This is a genomic window from Streptomyces sp. Rer75 (assembly GCF_013414305.1).
Classification (GTDB): Bacteria; Actinomycetota; Actinomycetes; order Streptomycetales; family Streptomycetaceae; genus Streptomyces; species Streptomyces himastatinicus.
The window spans coordinates 6,572,731-6,588,634 of record NZ_CP058693.1; the positions used below are offsets into that span (position 1 = coordinate 6,572,731).

Sequence of the window (15,904 nt, forward strand, 5' to 3'; positions counted from 1 at the left end):
GTTCCCAAGGCTCCGATGCCCCAGCCGCCGCGGGGGCGCACCGCGCGCGTCCGCAACCGGCTGACCGCGTCCGTCGCCCTCGTCTCCGTCGCCGTCCTCGCCGCCGGTGCCCCCGCCGTCCTCGGCGCCCTCGATGACGCCACCGAGGCCCAGAAACTGGTCGACCTCGCCGTGACCAACCGCGGCACGGTGGCCCTCGCGCACTCCCTCGCCGACGAGCGCGACGCGATGACGGCGTTCGTCGCCGCGGGCCGCACCACCTCCGCCGGGGGCGGCGTCTCCGAGGACCAGCGCGCCCGCGTCGACCGGCAGGTCGAGGAGGTGCGCGGACAGGTCCCGGCCGCCCTCGGCGCGCTGCTGGACACCCTCCCCGAGATCCGTCAGCAGGCCCTGACCGGCAAGGGCTCGTCCCTCGACGTCTTCGACGCGTACACCGAGGCCGTTCAGGCGCTGAACCGGGTCGCCGACACCCTCGCCCGCAAGCTCCCGGCCGACGCCGACACCGGCCCGGCCCCCGCGCTCGCCCCGCTCGGCCGCGCCGTGGAGCAGGCGTCCGCCACCCGCGGGCTGCTGCTCGCCGCGCTCGCCGACCGCGGCGGCCGGTCCCGGCTGACCGCGGCCGCCCAGCGCACCGAGGTGCGGGAGCAGTCCGCGCTCGCCGACTTCCAGCAGCTCGCCCCGGCCTCCGCGCGCGACGCCTACGGCCGCACCGTCAACGGCACCGAGGTCACCACCGCCGAGCGCTACCTCGACCGGCTCACCGATCAGCCCCGGCTCTCCGGCCAGGACCTGTTCGTCGACAAGAGCCGCCTCGAAACCGCCCTGACCGCCCGCATCGACCGGATGCGCGGGGCCGAGTCCGCGCTCGCCTCCGCCGAGGTCACCCGGCTCGGGCAGCTGCGCGACGACGACGTCACCGCCCTCGAAGTGAGCATCGCCCTGGCCGGTGCCTGTCTGCTGCTCGCCCTCGGCACCAGCATCCACAGCGCCCGCTCGATGACCCGCCCGCTGGCCGCGCTGCGGCTCGGCGCCCGCCGGGTCGCCGCCGACCCGGCCGCCGAGGAGCCGATCGCCTTCAAGGGCCGCGACGACGAGTTCGCCGACGCCGTACGGGCCGTCAACGAGCTCCACCAGGCCGCGCTGCGCCACCACGAGCGCCTGACCCGGCTCGACGACGACCGCACCCGGCTGGCCGGCGAGCGGCAGCGGCTGGCCGACGAGGCGGCCGAGCTGCGCGCCGAACGGGACGCGGTCGCCACCCGGCTGGAGGGGCTGCGCGCCCGGGTCCACAGCAGCTTCGTCAACCTGGCGCTGCGCAGCCTCGGCCTGATCGAACGCCAACTGGCGATCATCGAGTCCATGGAGGAGCAGGAGCAGGACCCCGACCGGCTCGAAACGCTCTTCCAGCTCGACCACCTCGCCACCGGCATGCGCCGCTACGGCGAGAACCTGCTGATCGTCGCGGGCTCGGAGCACCAGGCGAACCACCCCGGCCCGGTGCCGCTGCTGGACGTGCTGCGCGCCTCGATCAGCGAGGTCGAGCGGTACGACCGGGTGCACCTCCAGTCGCTGCCGCCGCACGCCCAGGTCGCCGGGTTCGCCGCGGACAGCGTCAGCCATCTGATCGCCGAACTGCTGGAGAACGCCACGGCGTTCTCGCCGCCGGACGCGGCGGTGCAGGTGTCCGGCTGGCTGCTGGAGAGCGGCGAGGTCATGCTCTCCGTCCAGGACGAGGGCATCGGCATGACGCCCGAGCGCCTCGCCGAGCTGAACGAACGGCTCGCCGACAAGGTCCCCGAGTACTGCCAGGGCCCGCAGCCGGACGATCCGCTGGGGCTCGGCCTGTACGTGGTGACCCGGCTCGCCGCACGGCACGGCGTACGGGTGTCGCTGCGCGAGCAGCAGCCGGGCGGGATCGCCGCCGTCGTCGTCCTGCCCACCAAGATCCTCCCGGCGGGCCCGCCCGGCGCCGGGCTCCCGCCCGCCCCGCCCGCCGCCGCGACCGGCGCGCTCGGCGGCACCGGCCTGCCCGCCTTCCCGGGCGCCGCCGCCGAGGCCAACGGCAACGCCCTCCCGTCCCAGGACCGTCCGGGGGCGCCCGTCTCCGGCGCTGCGCCCGCCTCCGTCGGTGCCGCGGCCGGTGCGGAGGAGCCGGGCGACGCCGAGGCGGACCTGCCCGATGACGCGGCGACCGTGCCGCTCGGCGGCACCGGCGTGCCGGGTCATCGGCGTCCCGAGCCGACCCCCGAGGAGCCGTCCGCCGCGCAGGACGCGGGCCCCGAGCCGGTGTCGTGGGCGGCCCCCGGTGAGGCCTGGGCGGGCGCCGCGGACGAGGACCCGTACCGCATGGAGCCGACGCCGCCGCGCGGGCATCCGGCCCCCGGCACGGGGGAGGAGCTGCCGGTCCTGCCGAAGCGCACCCCGAGGACGCAGACGCCCGGGGCCACCGAGCCTGTCGAGCCCACCGTGCCCGCCGCCGAGCGCACGATGGAGCTGACCGTGCCCGGCGGCGAGCAGGCGTTCGACAGCCGCGCCGTACGGCCCGCCGGTGCGGACGCCTGGGGCCCGGCGGATCCGGCCGGTGCGGCGGATCCGGCCGGTCCGGCCGACCCGTACGCGATCGGCCCCGACCAGCACTCCCACGCCCCGGAGGCGACCGGCGAACTGCGCCGCACCGACAAGGGACTTCCCAAGCGGACACCGCGGAACGTGGCCCGCCGCGACCCCGACCCGCAGGAGCGGACGGGGTCGGTGAACGCGGAGGAATTGCGGCGTAGGCTGGGCGGGTTTCAGCGCGGTGCGCGGGACGGCCGACGGGACGCGGAGGCCGAGATCGCCGCACGTGACACGGCCGGAGAGCAGGGCACGGCCGGACGGCGCGGTACGGCCGGAGAGCAGGGCACGGCCGGGCAGCAGGGCACGGCGCAAACGGGGGCGCAGGACGGGGGCGGCACGGTTGAGGAGGCACGCGGGTGAATGCGCCCAGTAGTACCTACGGGTTGAGTTCCGAGGCCCGTAATCTGCACTGGCTGCTGTCCAGCCTGGTCGAGGAGGTGCCGGGGGTCCGCTCGGTGGCCGTCGTCTCGTCCGACGGGCTGATGCTGCTGTCCTCCGACGCGCGGCACACCGCCGCACCAGCGGGCCCGACCACCCAGGACGGCCCGAAGGGCTCCACCGCGGACCTCGCGACGATCGTGTCGGGGCTGGGCAGTCTGACGCTCGGCGCGGCGAAGCTGATGGACGGCGGCAGCGTCAAGCAGACGGTGGTGGCGATGGACGAGGGCAGTCTCTTCGTCATGGCGATCAGCGACGGTTCGCTGCTCGGGGTGCACGCCACCCCGGACTGCGACATGGCCGTCGTCGCGTACCACATGGCGCTGTTCGTGGGCCGGGCCGGGCATGTGCTCACCCCCGAACTGCGCTCCGAACTACGGAGGTCGCTGGAGTCGGCGCAGTGACGGCAGGGTCCGGCCGGGGCGCGCGCAGACCGGCCCGGGTGCGTCCGTACTCGCTCACCGGCGGCCGCACCCGCTCGGGACACGTGCTGCTGGTGGAGACGTTCGTGGCGTCACTGGAGCCCGCGGACGGGCCGGTGGACCGGCCCGTGGACGGGCCGGGCGCCCCGGTGCCGAGCGGCACTCCCGGGGTGCGGATGCTGCCGGAGATACGGGCCATCATCGAGCTGTGCCGCAGGATGCGTTCGGTCGCGGAGGTCTCCGCGATGCTCAAGATTCCGCTGGGCGTGGTGCGCGTCCTGCTCAGCGACCTCGCCGACCAGGGAAAGATCCGTGTGTACGGCACCGGGCGGGGCCCGGGACAGCCGGATCGCGCGTTGCTCGAAAGGGTGCTCGTTGGACTTCGCAGACTCTGAGACGATGACGGTGACCCCGCCGCATGTGTCGGAGATACCCGGTGCCGGTATACCCGGCGCCGAAGAGAAACTTCAGAGCTGGCAGATAGACCGTTCGCGGGCACCGATCGCCACCAAGATAGTGATAGCGGGGGGTTTCGGCGTCGGGAAGACGACGTTCGTGGGTTCGGTCTCGGAGATCACTCCGCTCCAGACCGAGGCCCTGATGACGCAGGCCAGCGAGGACGTGGACGACCTCGGCGCGACGCCCGAGAAGCTGACCACGACCGTCGCGATGGACTTCGGGCGGATCACGCTCGAATCCGATCTGGTGCTCTATCTCTTCGGCACCCCGGGCCAGCAGCGGTTCTGGTTCATGTGGGACGACCTGATGCGCGGGGCGATCGGGGCGGTCGTGATGGCCGACACCCGGCGGCTGGAGGACAGCTTCCCGGCGCTGGACTACTTCGAGAGTCTCGGCCTGCCGTATGTGGTGGCGGTCAACCACTTCGAGGGGACCCCGCTCTACGGTCCCGAGGACGTCCGGGACGCGCTCTCCGTATCGCCCGGGGTACCGGTGGTGACCATGGACGCGCGGCAGCGGGTCACGGTGGTGGACGCGCTGCTCGCCCTGGTGGGCCACGCGGTTGACGTCTCACCGGAGTGAACTAACCTCAGCTCCGCTCGCGGAATGGAATGCCCCGTTCCTCTTCCTGTCCTGAGCCTGAGAGAGAGCCACAGTCATGCGGAAAATACTCATCGTCGGAGCCGGACAGTCCGGTCTCCAACTCGCCCTCGGTCTCCAGGCCGAGGGCTACGAGGTCACCTTGATGGCCAACCGCACGGCTGACGAGATCCGCTCCGGGCGCGTCATGTCCACGCAGTGCATGTTCCACACCGCGCTCCAGCACGAGCGCGACCTGAAGCTCAACTTCTGGGAGGAGCGGGCGCCGCGCATCGAGGGCCTCGGCGTGTCCGTCGCCGGACCGCCGACGCCCGAGGGCCCGCACGCCCGCGCCATCGACTGGGTCGGGCGGCTCGACGGGTACGCCCAGTCCGTCGACCAGCGGATCAAGATGGCGGGCTGGATGGAGCTGTTCGAACAGCGCGGCGGCCAACTGGTCATCCACGGTGTGTCCGTCTCCGATCTGGACTTCTTCACCCAGAGCCACGATCTGGTGCTGGTGGCCGCGGGCAAGGGCGAACTGGTCTCGCTCTTCGGCCGCGACGCCGCCCGCTCCCCGTACGACACCCCGCAGCGCGCGCTGGCCGTCTCGTATGTGCACGGTCTCGGCCCGCGCCCCGAGCACCCGGACTACGACGCGGTGCGCTGCAACCTGGTCCCCGGCGTCGGCGAGCTGTTCGTCATGCCGACCCTCACCACCAGCGGGCGCGCCGACATCCTCTTCTGGGAGGGCGTCCCGGGCGGTCCGGCCGATGTGTTCCAGGGCGTCACCGACCCGTCCGAGCACCTGGCCACCACGCTGGAGCTGATGGAGCGGTTCACCCCGTGGGAGTACGCGCGGGCCACCAAGGTCGAGCTGACCGACGCGGGCGGCACGCTCGCCGGGCGGTACGCCCCGACCGTACGCAACCCGATCGGCGAACTGCCCGGCGGCGGCCTGGTGCTCGGCGTCGCCGACGTCGTGGTCGCCAACGACCCGATCACCGGCCAGGGCTCCAACTCGGCCGCCAAGTGCGCCGCGTCCTACCTGGACAGCATCGTCGCCCACGGCGACCGGCCGTTCGACGCCGCGTGGATGCGGAACACCTTCGACCGCTACTGGGCGACCGCCCGGCACGTCACCAAGTGGACGAACGCGATGCTCGCCCCGCCGCCCGAGCACATCGTGGAACTGCTCGGCGCGGCGGGCGGCCTGCCGCCCGTGGCCGACCGGATCGCCAACGGCTTCGACGACCCGTCCGACTTCGAGCACTTCTTCTACGAGCCGGAGCGGGCTGCCGCCTATCTGGCCTCGGTGGGCGGCGACAGGGCCTAGCGCCGGGCCGAACCCGGACGGACCACGCCCTGCACCGGGTTGGACGCGAGCGGGGAGAGCCGCACCGTGGTGCCGGGCCGGGGCGCCTGCACCACCTGGCCGCCGCCCGCGTAGATCGCCACATGGCTCGCGCCCTTGTTGTAGATCACCAGGTCGCCGGGGCGGATCTGGCTGAGCGAGATCCTCGGCAGCCGCCGCCACTGCTCCTGGCTGGTGCGCGGGATGACCCGCCCGGCGTGCGCCCACGCCTGGGAGGTCAGCCCCGAGCAGTCGAAGGCGTTCGGCCCCTCGGCGCCCCAGACATACGGCTTGCCGATCTGGTTGAGCGCCCACCGCAGCGCCCGCTGCCCGGCCGCCGCCGAGGCCATCGGGAGACGCCCGGGGGTCTTCGGCACCGTGGCGGTGCCGCCCGTGCCCCCGGCCGGGCGGCTCGGGGCCTGGGCGGCGCCCGAGCCCTGACCGCCGCCGGTGTCCTGGCCCCCGCCCGTGTCCGCGCCCGCGCCCGTGCCGGTGCCCTGGGCCGGGCCGGGGTCCGGGAGGGGCGGCGGCGGGGCGGCGCTCTGGGCCCGGCGGGCGGAGCCGCCCAACACCCCGGAGGCGAGGAGCTTGCGCTGCGCCTTGTCGGTCTCCTCGCGCTCCTTCTCCGCCACCTGGCTGATCTGGCGGGCGGTCAGCGAGGCGAGCATCTTCTCGATCTTCGTGAGCCGCTTCTTGACCTTGTCGCGCTGTTTCTTCTTCTTCGCGCTCAGCGACAGCTGCTTGTCCAGGGCGGCCCGGGCCCGGGTGGCGAGCGCGTCGGCGTGCCGCTCGCCCTTGGTCAGCCGCTCCACGACGGCGGCCTCCCGGACCGCCGCCCGGTCCAGCTCGCGCGCCTGGTCGGCGGCCTTCTCCGGGTGCGGGGTGAGCAGCGTCAGCAGGAAGGTGTACGTGGAGAGCTGGGTGTGGCCCTGGTACTGCTGGCGGGCCAGCCGCCCCGCGTCCTCCCGGCTGGCGGCCAGGTCGGTGCGGCTGCGGGCGAGGTCGTCGGTCAGGTCCCGGGTCTTCGCCCGCTGTCTGCGCAGCTTCTCCTCGGTCGCGTTGTACGCCTCGGTCGCCTCCTCCGCCTTCCGGTACAGCGTCTTGAGCTGGGTGAGCAGCCCGGCGACGGACCGGTCGGCGGGCCGGGCGGAGGGCTGGGCAGGGGCGGCCGTGGCCGCCGGGACGGGCGGGACGAGCGCCGCGGCCGCGGTGATCGCCGCCGCGCAGACCGAGCCTACGATCCGTCCTGACACGGGCTCACACCTCCGGCTGCGGGAACGGGGTCCGACGACCACCTCAGCAGGAACGCGGCCTGACAGTCGTACTTTCGGGAGAATGATGGGCGAGTCGGCCCAACACGGTCACTCGTCCGGAGGGCTGGTCACGGGTGGCGGAGTCCAGCTGCGAGTGAGCCGAAGGGGCGCGCCGGTGCCAAAAGGGAGAGCGCGCGCAGGCCCTCAGGAACGAAGGGCCGAGCACGGTCGACCGTCGACACCGGCTGAGGCGCCCCGGAGGCGAACTGGGCCTTCAAGGAGAGGTGCGCCGAGCCTTCAAGAGCGGGACCACGGCCACTTCGGTCCGCTGCCCGGCCTGCCCTCCGGGTCGTACTCGTACCGCCATCCCCGGATCAGCCCCAGCCGCCGCGTCGTACCCGCCGGGACGCGGCGGTAGACGTACACGGTCGGCGGTCCACCGGCCTCGTCCGGGACCGGCACCTCGTACGTCTTCGGCGGCTGCCCCGTGGCGCCGACCAGCACCGACAGCACCCGGCCGTCCAGCGGCCCGCCGACGAACGGCGTCTCCTCGCTCCTCACCGCACCACCTTCCGCCGCGCCGCCCTCACAGCAGGTGCCGCGCCTCGCCGAACACCGGTGCCACGCGCCGCACCAGCGCGCCGACCGGGCCCTGCGCGGGCTCCGCGGCGAGCGCGGCCCGCATCGCCCGGGCCGCCTGCGGATCGGTGGCCGCGGTGGCGGTCAGCAGTGCCACGAAGTGGTCCACCAGCCAGTCCCGCAGCTCCCGGGCCGACGGCTGCTTGTTCTCGTCCAGCCAGATCAGCGAGGCCGCCTCGACCGCCGTGATCCAGGTGCGCACCATCATCCGCAGCCGGGCACCGGTTTCCTCGGCGGGCTCCCCGGCCGTCAGATGCAGCAGGATCTGCTCGGCCGCGGCCCGCCGCACCTCGTCCACGATGGCGCTCGTCCGCGAGGTCTCGGCCACGCTGCCGCCGTGCAGCAGCGCGCTGAACCCCGCGTCGTGCCCGTCCACGAAGGTGAGATAGCGGTCCAGCACGTTGCCCAGCCGACTGCTGAGCGGGCCGGTCCGCGGCTCCTCGAAGCACCCCTCCAGCTCATCGGCGGCGCTGCGCAGCGCCGCCTCGTACAACTGCTGCTTGCCGCCGGGGAAGTAGCGGTAGACGAGCGGCCGGGAGGCGTCGGCGGCCGAGGCGACGTCGTCCAGCGACACGTCCTCCGGCGCGCGGTGGGCGAACAGGCCGAGCGCGGCGGCGATCAGTTCGGCGCGCCGCGCCTCGACGCTGAGCCTGCGGTACGCCCCGCGGCGCACGGTGGCCGGGGGCGCGGCGGTCGCCCGGTCCGCGTCCGCCGGGGCGGTGCCACTGCTCGTCGTCATGCCTGGCAGCGTAACCGCCCTCGGGCGGCTGCCGAGGAGCGGCCCGTTGACGAAGGCGCCCGGGACACCCCCTAGAGCAGGCCGCTGCTCTGCCACAGCTTGCGGCCCACGCCGCGCAGCACCCCGACGTCGTCGAGGAATTCGGTCAGCCGCCGGGCGCCGCTGCGCATCACCTCGCGGCGGTGGCCGCTCGCCCGCACCTGGGCGACGGCCGCCCGCCGGTCGAGGCCGACGTCCGTGTACACCTGGGGGTTGACGAACGCGAGCGAGAACACCCGGGCGAACTCGCCCGAGCCGACGCGGGTCAGCTCCTTCTCCCAGCGCGGCGCCCGCACCATCTGGCGGCGCAACTCCTCCCGGGCGTACCGCACGTGGCGCGCCTCCTCCACCACATGGATCCGGGTCACCCCGCGCACCAGCGGCTGGACGCGCTCATCGGGGAACGTCAGCCGCTGCATCCAGTCCAGCACCTCCTCGCCCAGCAGGGTGGCGGTGAACGAACCGGGTGTGGTGGAGAACGTCTTGAAGAACCGGCCCAGGTTCTGGTGGAGCCGGGACACCGGGTACGCGGGGGTGCCGCCCTTCGCGATGAGCCGCGCGAACATCTTGGAGTGGCGGCACTCGTCGGCGATTTCGGTGAGCGCGTAGCGGACATGGGCGCTGGTCGCGGGCTTGTCGTAGATGTGCCGGGTGAGCAGCTGGATCAGGATGATCTCGAACCAGATGCCGAGCGAGGCCAGCGCCGCCGCCTCGTGCCGCGACAGCAGCATCCGCTGCTCCTCGGACATCCGCCGCCACATCGGGGTGCCGTAGAGGGAGACCAGCTCCGGCGGCCAGAACCACTTGTCCGGCTCGTGCGGCGCGTCCCAGTCCAGCTCGGTGTCGGGGTCGAACGAGTGCCGGGAGGAGGCCAGCAGCAGCCGCTCCGCGACTCGTTCGCGGTCCTTGAGAAGCCCCAGCGCGTCCCGGGGCGCGGCTGATTCGGTCGCGGTCGTCATCGCTGGAGACACCTCGTAGGAATGGTCGCGGCTGGACATCCCTTATGAGACTCTGTGTCAGCAAGCCCGTCAATCCCCTGGGCACAGCGAGGCGAAGGAGACGCCGTGTCGACACAGGACCTCTACGCCATGGACCCCGGCGACCCGATGTGGCAGGTGCCCGCCGCCGGCGCCGCCCGGTTCAGCTGGGAGTACGACGACCACCGGGCCCGGCTGCTCGCCCTGTACCAGAAGGGCAAGGACAAGCAGTGGGACGCGACGAAGCGGATCGACTGGGACCTGGAGGTCGACCCGTACGACCCGCTCGGCACCCCCGACGAGTCCCTCGCCCTCTACGGCACGCCCCACTGGGACCGGATGTCCGACCGCGAGCGGGCCGAACTGCGCCGCCACGCCGCCTCCTGGCAGTTCAGCCAGTTCCTGCACGGCGAACAGGGCGCGATGGTGTGCGCCGCCCGCATCGTCGAATCGGCGCCCGACCTCGACGCCAAGTTCTACTCCGCCACCCAGACCATGGACGAGGCCCGCCACGCGGAGCTGTACGGCCGCTTCCTGCGCGACAAGATCGGAATGCTCTACCCGATCAACGACAACCTCCAGGAACTGCTGGGCGACACCCTCCGCGACTCCCGCTGGGACATGGCCTACCTGGGCATGCAGGTCCTCATCGAGGGCCTGGCCCTCGCCGCGTTCGGCCTCATCCGCGACACCACCGACAAGCCCCTGCCGCAGCAGCTCCTCGCCTACGTCATGCAGGACGAGGCCCGCCACGTGGCCTTCGGCCGGATGGCGCTGCGCGACTACTACCGCGACCTGACCGACGCGGAGCTGCGCGAGCGCGAGGAGTTCGTCATCGAGGGCTGCTACCTCATGCGCGACCGGCTGCGCGGCGTCGAGGTCCTGGAGAACCTGGGCATCCCGAAGGCCGAGGCCGAGGAGTATGCCGAGCGCTCCCCGTACCTGCACATGTTCCGCAAGCTGCTGTTCAGCCGCATCGTGCCGTGCGTGAAGGACATCGGCCTGTGGGGCGAACGCCTCCAGCGCGCCTACGTCGACATGGGCGTCCTGGAACTCGGCGACAGCAACCTGGAACTGCTGATGAACCAGGACGAGGAGATCGCCCAGCGCCTGGACGCCCAGCGCTTCGCCGCCGAGGAGGCCGCCCGGACGGGCGAGGTCGAGGAGGCCATCGCGCAGGGCGCGGCGGAGGACTGAGGCGGCTCAGACGTCTGCCGGACGGGCCGGACGGATGGCCTCGGCGGCCGCCGACGCGAATCCGGCGAGGGCGCGGGGGCAGCGCCAGCGGGATTCCACCTCGGCGGGGGAGAGCTCGCCGGAGTCGGCCCGGCCGGACCGCTTGGCGAGTTGGTCCCAGGACACGTCCTCGGCCGCGGGGTCGCCGATCAGCTCCAGGGCGGTGGGGAAGCCCTCCAGCTGGCCGACGTCGAGGCCCTCGTCGCTCGGGTGGCCCGGATGGTCACAGGGCGCCTGGGCCCCGTCCGTCGCGACGGCGCGCAGCGCGGTGGCGGTCCGGTCCGCCACCTCGGGGGCCGAGTGATGCATCACGTGCCCGTACATCAGCACCAGACCGAGGGCCGGAAACGCCACGTCGGCGGAGCCGGAGCCCGTCCCGTGCGTGCCCCGGGCCTCTTCCAGCCGGTCCACGCACGCGGTCACCACCGCGTCGATCTCTTCGTCCTCGCCCAGGTAGTAGCCCTGGTAGATGCACTCGTAGTCGTCGATCAGGTCCTGCACCTCATTCATGATCGCTGCGACGCGTTGTCGGTGGGGTGTGGTTCCCTCGGTGGACGAGTGCGAGCCGACCCGCCGGAGAGGATCTGCCCATGTCTCCCCCGACCCCCGTGACCGCCCGCCACGCCGCCGCCTTCCGACGTCTCCACGACGGCCGCACCGGCTTCCTGATGCCGAACGCGTGGGACGCCGGGAGCGCGATCGTGCTGGCCGAGGTGGGGTTCGAGGCGCTCGCGACGACCAGCGCCGGGATCGCCTTCTCGCTGGGCAGGCCCGACCACACCATCCCGGAGGGCGGCAAGGCGGTCTCCCGGGCCGAGATGTTCGACCGCGTCCGCCAGATCACGGCCGCCGTGGACCTGCCCGTCAACGGCGATCTGGAGGACGGGTACGGGGCGGAGCCGGAGACGGTCGCCGAGACCGTCCGGCTGGCCGTCGGCGCGGGCCTCGCGGGCGGGAACGTCGAGGACTTCGCGGACGGCGCCCTGTACGACGAGGAGCTGGCCGTCGCCCGGATCGCCGCCGCCCGCGAGGCCGCGGACGCCGACGGCACCGACTTCGTGCTCACCGCCCGCACCGACGGCCTGATGCTGCGCTCCCCGGCCCCGCTCGCCGACGCGATCCGGCGCGCCAACCGGTACCGGGAGGCGGGCGCGGACTGTCTCTACGTGCCGGGCGTCAACGACCTCGCGACCATCACCACCCTGGTGTCCGAGGTCGAAGGACCGCTCAACGTGGTGATGGGCCTCGGCGCCACCAGCCTCACCGCCGACGCCCTCCGCTCCGCCGGGGTCGCCCGCCTCAGCCTCGGCGGCAGCATCGCGCGCGCCGCGCTGGGCTTCGTACGGGACAGCGCCCGGGAGTTGCTGGAGCGGGGGACGCTGACGTTCGCCGAGGGCCAGATCCCGCAGGGCGAGCTGAACGAGCTGTTCACCCGCGACCGCTCGTAGGCGCCTTACACCGGTTGTGCCTGCTTCTGCTCCTCCGCCCACCGCAGGAAGGCGATCTGCCGGGACATGAGGGTGACCAGCTCGTACGCGGTGTGCGAGGCGGCCACGGAGGTGATGTCGGCGTGGTCGTACGCCGGGGCGACCTCCACCAGGTCGGCGGAGACCAGATGGCAGTCGGCCAGCCCGCGCACGATCTCCAGCAGCTCGCGGGAGGTGAGGCCGCCCGCCTCGGGGGTGCCGGTGCCGGGGGCGTGCGAGGGGTCCAGGACGTCGATGTCCACCGAGATGTAGAGCGGCCGCTTGCCGATCCGCTCCTTGAGCTGCTGCACCACCTCGTCGACCCCGCGCCGCATCACATCGGCCGAGGTGACGATCCCGAAGCCCAGCTTGGTGTCCTCGTCCAGGTCCTCCTTGCTGTACAGCGGGCCGCGGGTGCCGACGTGCGAGAGGGCGGAGGTGTCGACGATGCCCTCCTCGACCGCCCGGCGGAACGGCGTTCCGTGGGTGTATTCGGCCCCGAAGTACGTGTCCCAGGTGTCCAGGTGCGCGTCGAAGTGCAGCAGCGCCACCGGACCGTGCTTGCGGGCCACCGCGCGCAGGACCGGTAGCGCGATGGTGTGATCGCCGCCCAGCGTCATCAGCTGGGCGCCGGTACACAGCAGTTCCTCCGCGCCCGCCTCGATGGCCTCGACGGCCGCGTCGAGGTTGTGCGGATTGGCGGTGATGTCACCGGCGTCCGCGACCTGGACGTAGTGGAACGGGTACGCGTCCTGCGCCGGGTTGTAGGGGCGCAGCAGGCGCGATGCCTCCCGGATCGCGTTCCCGCCGAACCGGGCGCCCGGCCGGTACGACACGCCGGAGTCGAACGGCACCCCGACCACGGCGATATCCGTCGTGCCGACTTGATCCAGCCGCGGGACCCGCCCGAACGTGGCGGGTCCCGCGAAGCGCAGGGTGTGATCGGTGTCCTCGGGCGGAATGGGCATGGCCGGACCGCAGGGGATCGCGCTCATGGTGGAAGGGGCCTTTCACGTGGGGGGATCGCAGTGGTTTCCTGCGTCAACCATTGAATCCCTCGAATGGGTGATTGCCCACCTCGACCTCCCCCTATAGGGAACCCCGCCCCTACCCGAACAGCCGGTACGAACCCGACCCTCACGGACGTCTAACGCCCGGCGTAAGGGGAGAAGTTGAGTCGGACCACAATGATCACCATTCCACCACCGACCCGTTACCGATGGCTTGCTAAGTTTTTGATCACCGCCACCGGAATTGCCGAGGTCATGTGGGGATGGCCCGGGCCGGGGGCGGTCGTGTGAAAGAACGGCCAAAGGGTGCTCTCCACGGCGGTGGGGGGCACCCCTTTGTCCGTGGAATCCGGAGGATGATGGTGGGGTGCGGATTCGAACGAGCACCATCGAGGAACTTCCCCATCTCCAGGACATAGAGCGCGCCGCCGGGCGGTGCTTCCGGGACATCGGGATGGACGAGATCGCCGACGACGAGCCGCTGACCCTGGCGGAGCTGGGGCGCTACCAGCGCGCCGGGCGGGCCTGGGTCGCGGTGGACGACGCGGACCGGGCCATGGCCTACGTGATCACCGACCCCGTCGACGGGAACACGCACATCGAGCAGATCTCGGTGCACCCGGACAGCGCCCGCCGCGGAGTGGGCCGGGCGCTCATCGAGCACGTCGCGGCGCGGGCCGCCGCCGACGGCGTACCCGCGCTGACCCTGACCACCTTCGTGGACGTGGCGTGGAACGCCCCCTACTACGCGGCCCGCTGCGGCTTCCGGACCCTGACGGAGGACGAACTGACGCCCGGCCTGTGGCAGATTCGGCGCAGCGAGGCCGGGCACGGGCTGGACCGATGGCCCCGGGTGTGCATGCGCAGGGACACCCTCTGACGGGCCCTGCCGCACGACGCGACGGGCCTCGCCGCCGACCCGACGGGCCCCGCCGACGCGATGGACCCCGCCACCCCGAGGGACTCCGCGCCCCGGGCGGCCACGTCCACCGAGCTGCTCGGCCTGCCCGCCGACGCCCGCGCGCTGCTCCTCAACGCCGACGACTTCGGCATGTACCCGGCCCGTCAACACCGCCGTCATCGAGTCCATCGAGTCCATCGAGCACGGCATCGCGGCGTCGTGCAGCCTGATGGTGCCGTGCCCTGCGGCGCCGCACGCCATGCAACTGCTGCGCGAGCGGCCGCACATCCCGTTCGGGATCCATCTCACCCTCGTCCGCGACCTGCCCCGCCTCCCTGGGGGCCGCTCTCGCCGAAGGTGCGGGTGCCCTCGCTGCTGACGAGGCGGGCGAGCTGTACGACCACGCCGGGATCCCGGAGCTGCTGGCCCGGGCCCGCCCGGCGGAGGTCGAGCACGAGTTCCGCGCCCAGATCGACGCCGTACGGACGCGGGACTCGCCCTCGCCCATCTGGACTGGCACTGTCAGGCCGACCGCGGCCGCGAGGACATCCGCTGCTGCGCGACCTGCCGCCCGGGCTCGGCGAATGGGCCGTGCACCCGGGGCTGGACGACGCGCACGCCCGGGCGGCCGACCCCGGCGGCTGGCAGGTCCGCAGCACCGACCACGCCTTCCTGACCTCACCGCAGGCCCGCGACCTCCTCCGCGAGGAGGGCCTCGCCGTGGTCGACTACCGGGCGCCGCAACGGAGCTGGACGGCCTGATGAGGCCGCCGCCCCGCACTCCTCGTCCACGGCCCGCCGCAGCGCCCGTATCCGCGCCGTCTCACCGCCCCGCCGCCACACCAGGCCCAGCATCGAGTCCGGCAGCCCCGCCACCGGGAGCGGCGTGATGTCGCGGCGCCCGTGGTACGCGGCGGTCGGCGCGCACAGCAGCATCCCGCCCCGGCCCGCCGCGACCGCCGTCAGCCCCTCCTGGAGGGTGCGCACCCGCGGGCCGCGGGGGATCGGGCGGCCGCCGGGGGTGACAGGCGGGGCCATGAACTCCCGCCAGTAGCGCGGCGCGGGGTCGGACGGGGCGACGAGCGGGCAGTCGGCCAGCTCCTCGGCGTCCACCGCGCCCGGCCCCGGCCCTCGCTCGCGCCCCCGCCCTCGCCCCCGCTTCGCGAGCCGGTGCCCGGCGCGGACCACCAGCGTCTGCGGTTGCCGGGAGAAGACCGGGCCGAGGACCAGATCCGGTTCCTCGACCGGCAGACACACGATCGCCGCGTCCACCTCACCGTCCCGCACCGCGCCGAACGGGTCGGCCATCGGGATCTCCACGGTCTCCGGTTCGCAGCCGGGATGCCGCTCCCGGACGGCCGCCAGCGCCGCCATCACCCGCTCGTCGGCGGCCCCTTGGAAGCCGACGCGCAGCACGCCCGTGACACCGCGCGCCGCGCCCCGGGCCCCCTCGACCGCCCCGGACAGCGCGTCGTACGCGGGCCGCAGGTCGGCCAGGAACCGCTCGCCCAGCGGGGTCAGCCGCACCCGTCGGCTGGTGCGGTCCAGCAGCCGCGCGCCGATCCGCCCCTCCAGCGCGCGCAGCAACTGGCTGACCCTGCTCTGCGACACGTACAGCCGCTCCGCCGCGCGGCCGAAGTGCAACTCCTCGCTGAGCGCGAGAAAACACTCCAGTTCGCGGATCTCCAGCCCGGACACCGGCTTCCCTCCACTGATCCACTCCACTGATCCATAAGTCTCGCTCATAGAAGACTGAAGACTTCGGCGTTGTTCCCG

16 protein-coding genes are annotated in these 15,904 nt (G+C 73.2%); 9 read left to right on the forward strand and 7 right to left on the reverse strand.

Annotation, left to right across the window (positions count from 1 at the left end; all coding sequences use genetic code 11):
- The first annotated feature begins 15 nt into the window (after window positions 1-15).
- From HYQ63_RS28565 to HYQ63_RS28585, 5 genes are all read left to right on the forward strand, one after another.
- Window positions 16-2,976 carry a nitrate- and nitrite sensing domain-containing protein gene (locus HYQ63_RS28565; RefSeq protein ID WP_257232221.1) on the forward strand — a complete coding sequence of 987 codons (2,961 nt, stop codon included), beginning with the start codon at window positions 16-18 and terminating at the stop codon, window positions 2,974-2,976.
- Window positions 2,973-3,458, forward strand: coding sequence for a roadblock/LC7 domain-containing protein (locus HYQ63_RS28570; protein WP_123105877.1), 486 nt, complete (start codon window positions 2,973-2,975; stop codon window positions 3,456-3,458). Before HYQ63_RS28565 ends, HYQ63_RS28570 begins: the two co-directional genes overlap by 4 nt.
- The gene (locus tag HYQ63_RS28575; protein WP_179936736.1) at window positions 3,455-3,871 is read left to right on the forward strand and encodes a DUF742 domain-containing protein; all 417 of its coding nucleotides are present in this window, start codon (window positions 3,455-3,457) and stop codon (window positions 3,869-3,871) included. The genes HYQ63_RS28570 and HYQ63_RS28575 overlap by 4 nt, the downstream gene beginning before the upstream one ends.
- A gap of 4 nt (window positions 3,872-3,875) precedes the next feature.
- Window positions 3,876-4,517, forward strand: a complete 642-nt coding sequence (locus HYQ63_RS28580; RefSeq protein ID WP_179936737.1) for an ATP/GTP-binding protein — start codon at window positions 3,876-3,878, stop codon at window positions 4,515-4,517.
- Between the two features lie 76 nt (window positions 4,518-4,593).
- Window positions 4,594-5,850, forward strand: coding sequence for a styrene monooxygenase/indole monooxygenase family protein (locus HYQ63_RS28585; protein ID WP_179936738.1), 1,257 nt, complete (start codon window positions 4,594-4,596; stop codon window positions 5,848-5,850).
- Here HYQ63_RS28585 and HYQ63_RS28590 read toward each other — a convergent pair.
- From HYQ63_RS28590 to HYQ63_RS28605, 4 genes are all read right to left on the reverse strand, one after another.
- On the reverse strand, window positions 5,847-7,121 hold the full coding sequence (locus HYQ63_RS28590) for a C40 family peptidase (protein ID WP_257232222.1): 1,275 nt from the start codon (window positions 7,119-7,121) through the stop codon (window positions 5,847-5,849). The genes HYQ63_RS28585 and HYQ63_RS28590 overlap by 4 nt on opposite strands.
- Window positions 7,122-7,418: 297 nt before the next feature.
- Window positions 7,419-7,682: a hypothetical protein gene (locus HYQ63_RS28595; RefSeq protein WP_179936740.1), complete on the reverse strand. Its 264-nt coding sequence runs from the start codon at window positions 7,680-7,682 to the stop codon at window positions 7,419-7,421.
- A gap of 25 nt (window positions 7,683-7,707) precedes the next feature.
- Window positions 7,708-8,499, reverse strand: coding sequence for a TetR/AcrR family transcriptional regulator (locus tag HYQ63_RS28600; RefSeq protein WP_257232223.1), 792 nt, complete (start codon window positions 8,497-8,499; stop codon window positions 7,708-7,710).
- A 71-nt stretch (window positions 8,500-8,570) separates the two neighbouring features.
- Entirely contained in the window at window positions 8,571-9,497 is a 927-nt protein-coding gene (locus HYQ63_RS28605) for a diiron oxygenase (protein WP_123099977.1), read from the reverse strand.
- Window positions 9,498-9,602: 105 nt separating this feature from the next.
- Here HYQ63_RS28605 and HYQ63_RS28610 point away from each other — a divergent pair, with 105 nt between their 5' ends.
- A complete protein-coding gene (locus HYQ63_RS28610; RefSeq protein ID WP_179936741.1) occupies window positions 9,603-10,712 on the forward strand; it encodes a ferritin-like domain-containing protein in 1,110 nt (369 codons plus the stop codon).
- A 6-nt stretch (window positions 10,713-10,718) separates the two neighbouring features.
- Here HYQ63_RS28610 and HYQ63_RS28615 read toward each other — a convergent pair whose 3' ends face one another.
- On the reverse strand, window positions 10,719-11,261 hold the full coding sequence (locus HYQ63_RS28615; protein ID WP_179936742.1) for a hypothetical protein: 543 nt from the start codon (window positions 11,259-11,261) through the stop codon (window positions 10,719-10,721).
- An 80-nt stretch (window positions 11,262-11,341) separates the two neighbouring features.
- On the opposite strand from HYQ63_RS28615, the gene HYQ63_RS28620 reads away from it, so the two are divergent.
- Window positions 11,342-12,199 (forward strand): isocitrate lyase/phosphoenolpyruvate mutase family protein, encoded by an 858-nt coding sequence (locus tag HYQ63_RS28620; protein ID WP_179936743.1) that lies wholly within the window; start codon window positions 11,342-11,344, stop codon window positions 12,197-12,199.
- A gap of 5 nt (window positions 12,200-12,204) precedes the next feature.
- Here HYQ63_RS28620 and speB read toward each other — a convergent pair whose 3' ends face one another.
- A complete protein-coding gene (gene speB, locus HYQ63_RS28625) occupies window positions 12,205-13,185 on the reverse strand; it encodes an agmatinase (RefSeq protein ID WP_179940615.1) in 981 nt (326 codons plus the stop codon).
- Window positions 13,186-13,594: 409 nt separating this feature from the next.
- Here speB and HYQ63_RS28630 point away from each other — a divergent pair, with 409 nt between their 5' ends.
- Window positions 13,595-14,107 (forward strand): GNAT family N-acetyltransferase, encoded by a 513-nt coding sequence (locus HYQ63_RS28630; RefSeq protein ID WP_179936744.1) that lies wholly within the window; start codon window positions 13,595-13,597, stop codon window positions 14,105-14,107.
- A 229-nt stretch (window positions 14,108-14,336) separates the two neighbouring features.
- Window positions 14,337-14,507: a ChbG/HpnK family deacetylase gene (locus HYQ63_RS45680; protein WP_306664881.1), complete on the forward strand. Its 171-nt coding sequence runs from the start codon at window positions 14,337-14,339 to the stop codon at window positions 14,505-14,507.
- 299 nt (window positions 14,508-14,806) lie between these two features.
- Here HYQ63_RS45680 and HYQ63_RS28640 read toward each other — a convergent pair whose 3' ends face one another.
- The gene (locus tag HYQ63_RS28640) at window positions 14,807-15,874 is read right to left on the reverse strand and encodes a LysR family transcriptional regulator (protein ID WP_179936745.1); all 1,068 of its coding nucleotides are present in this window, start codon (window positions 15,872-15,874) and stop codon (window positions 14,807-14,809) included.
- Window positions 15,875-15,904 lie beyond the last annotated feature (30 nt).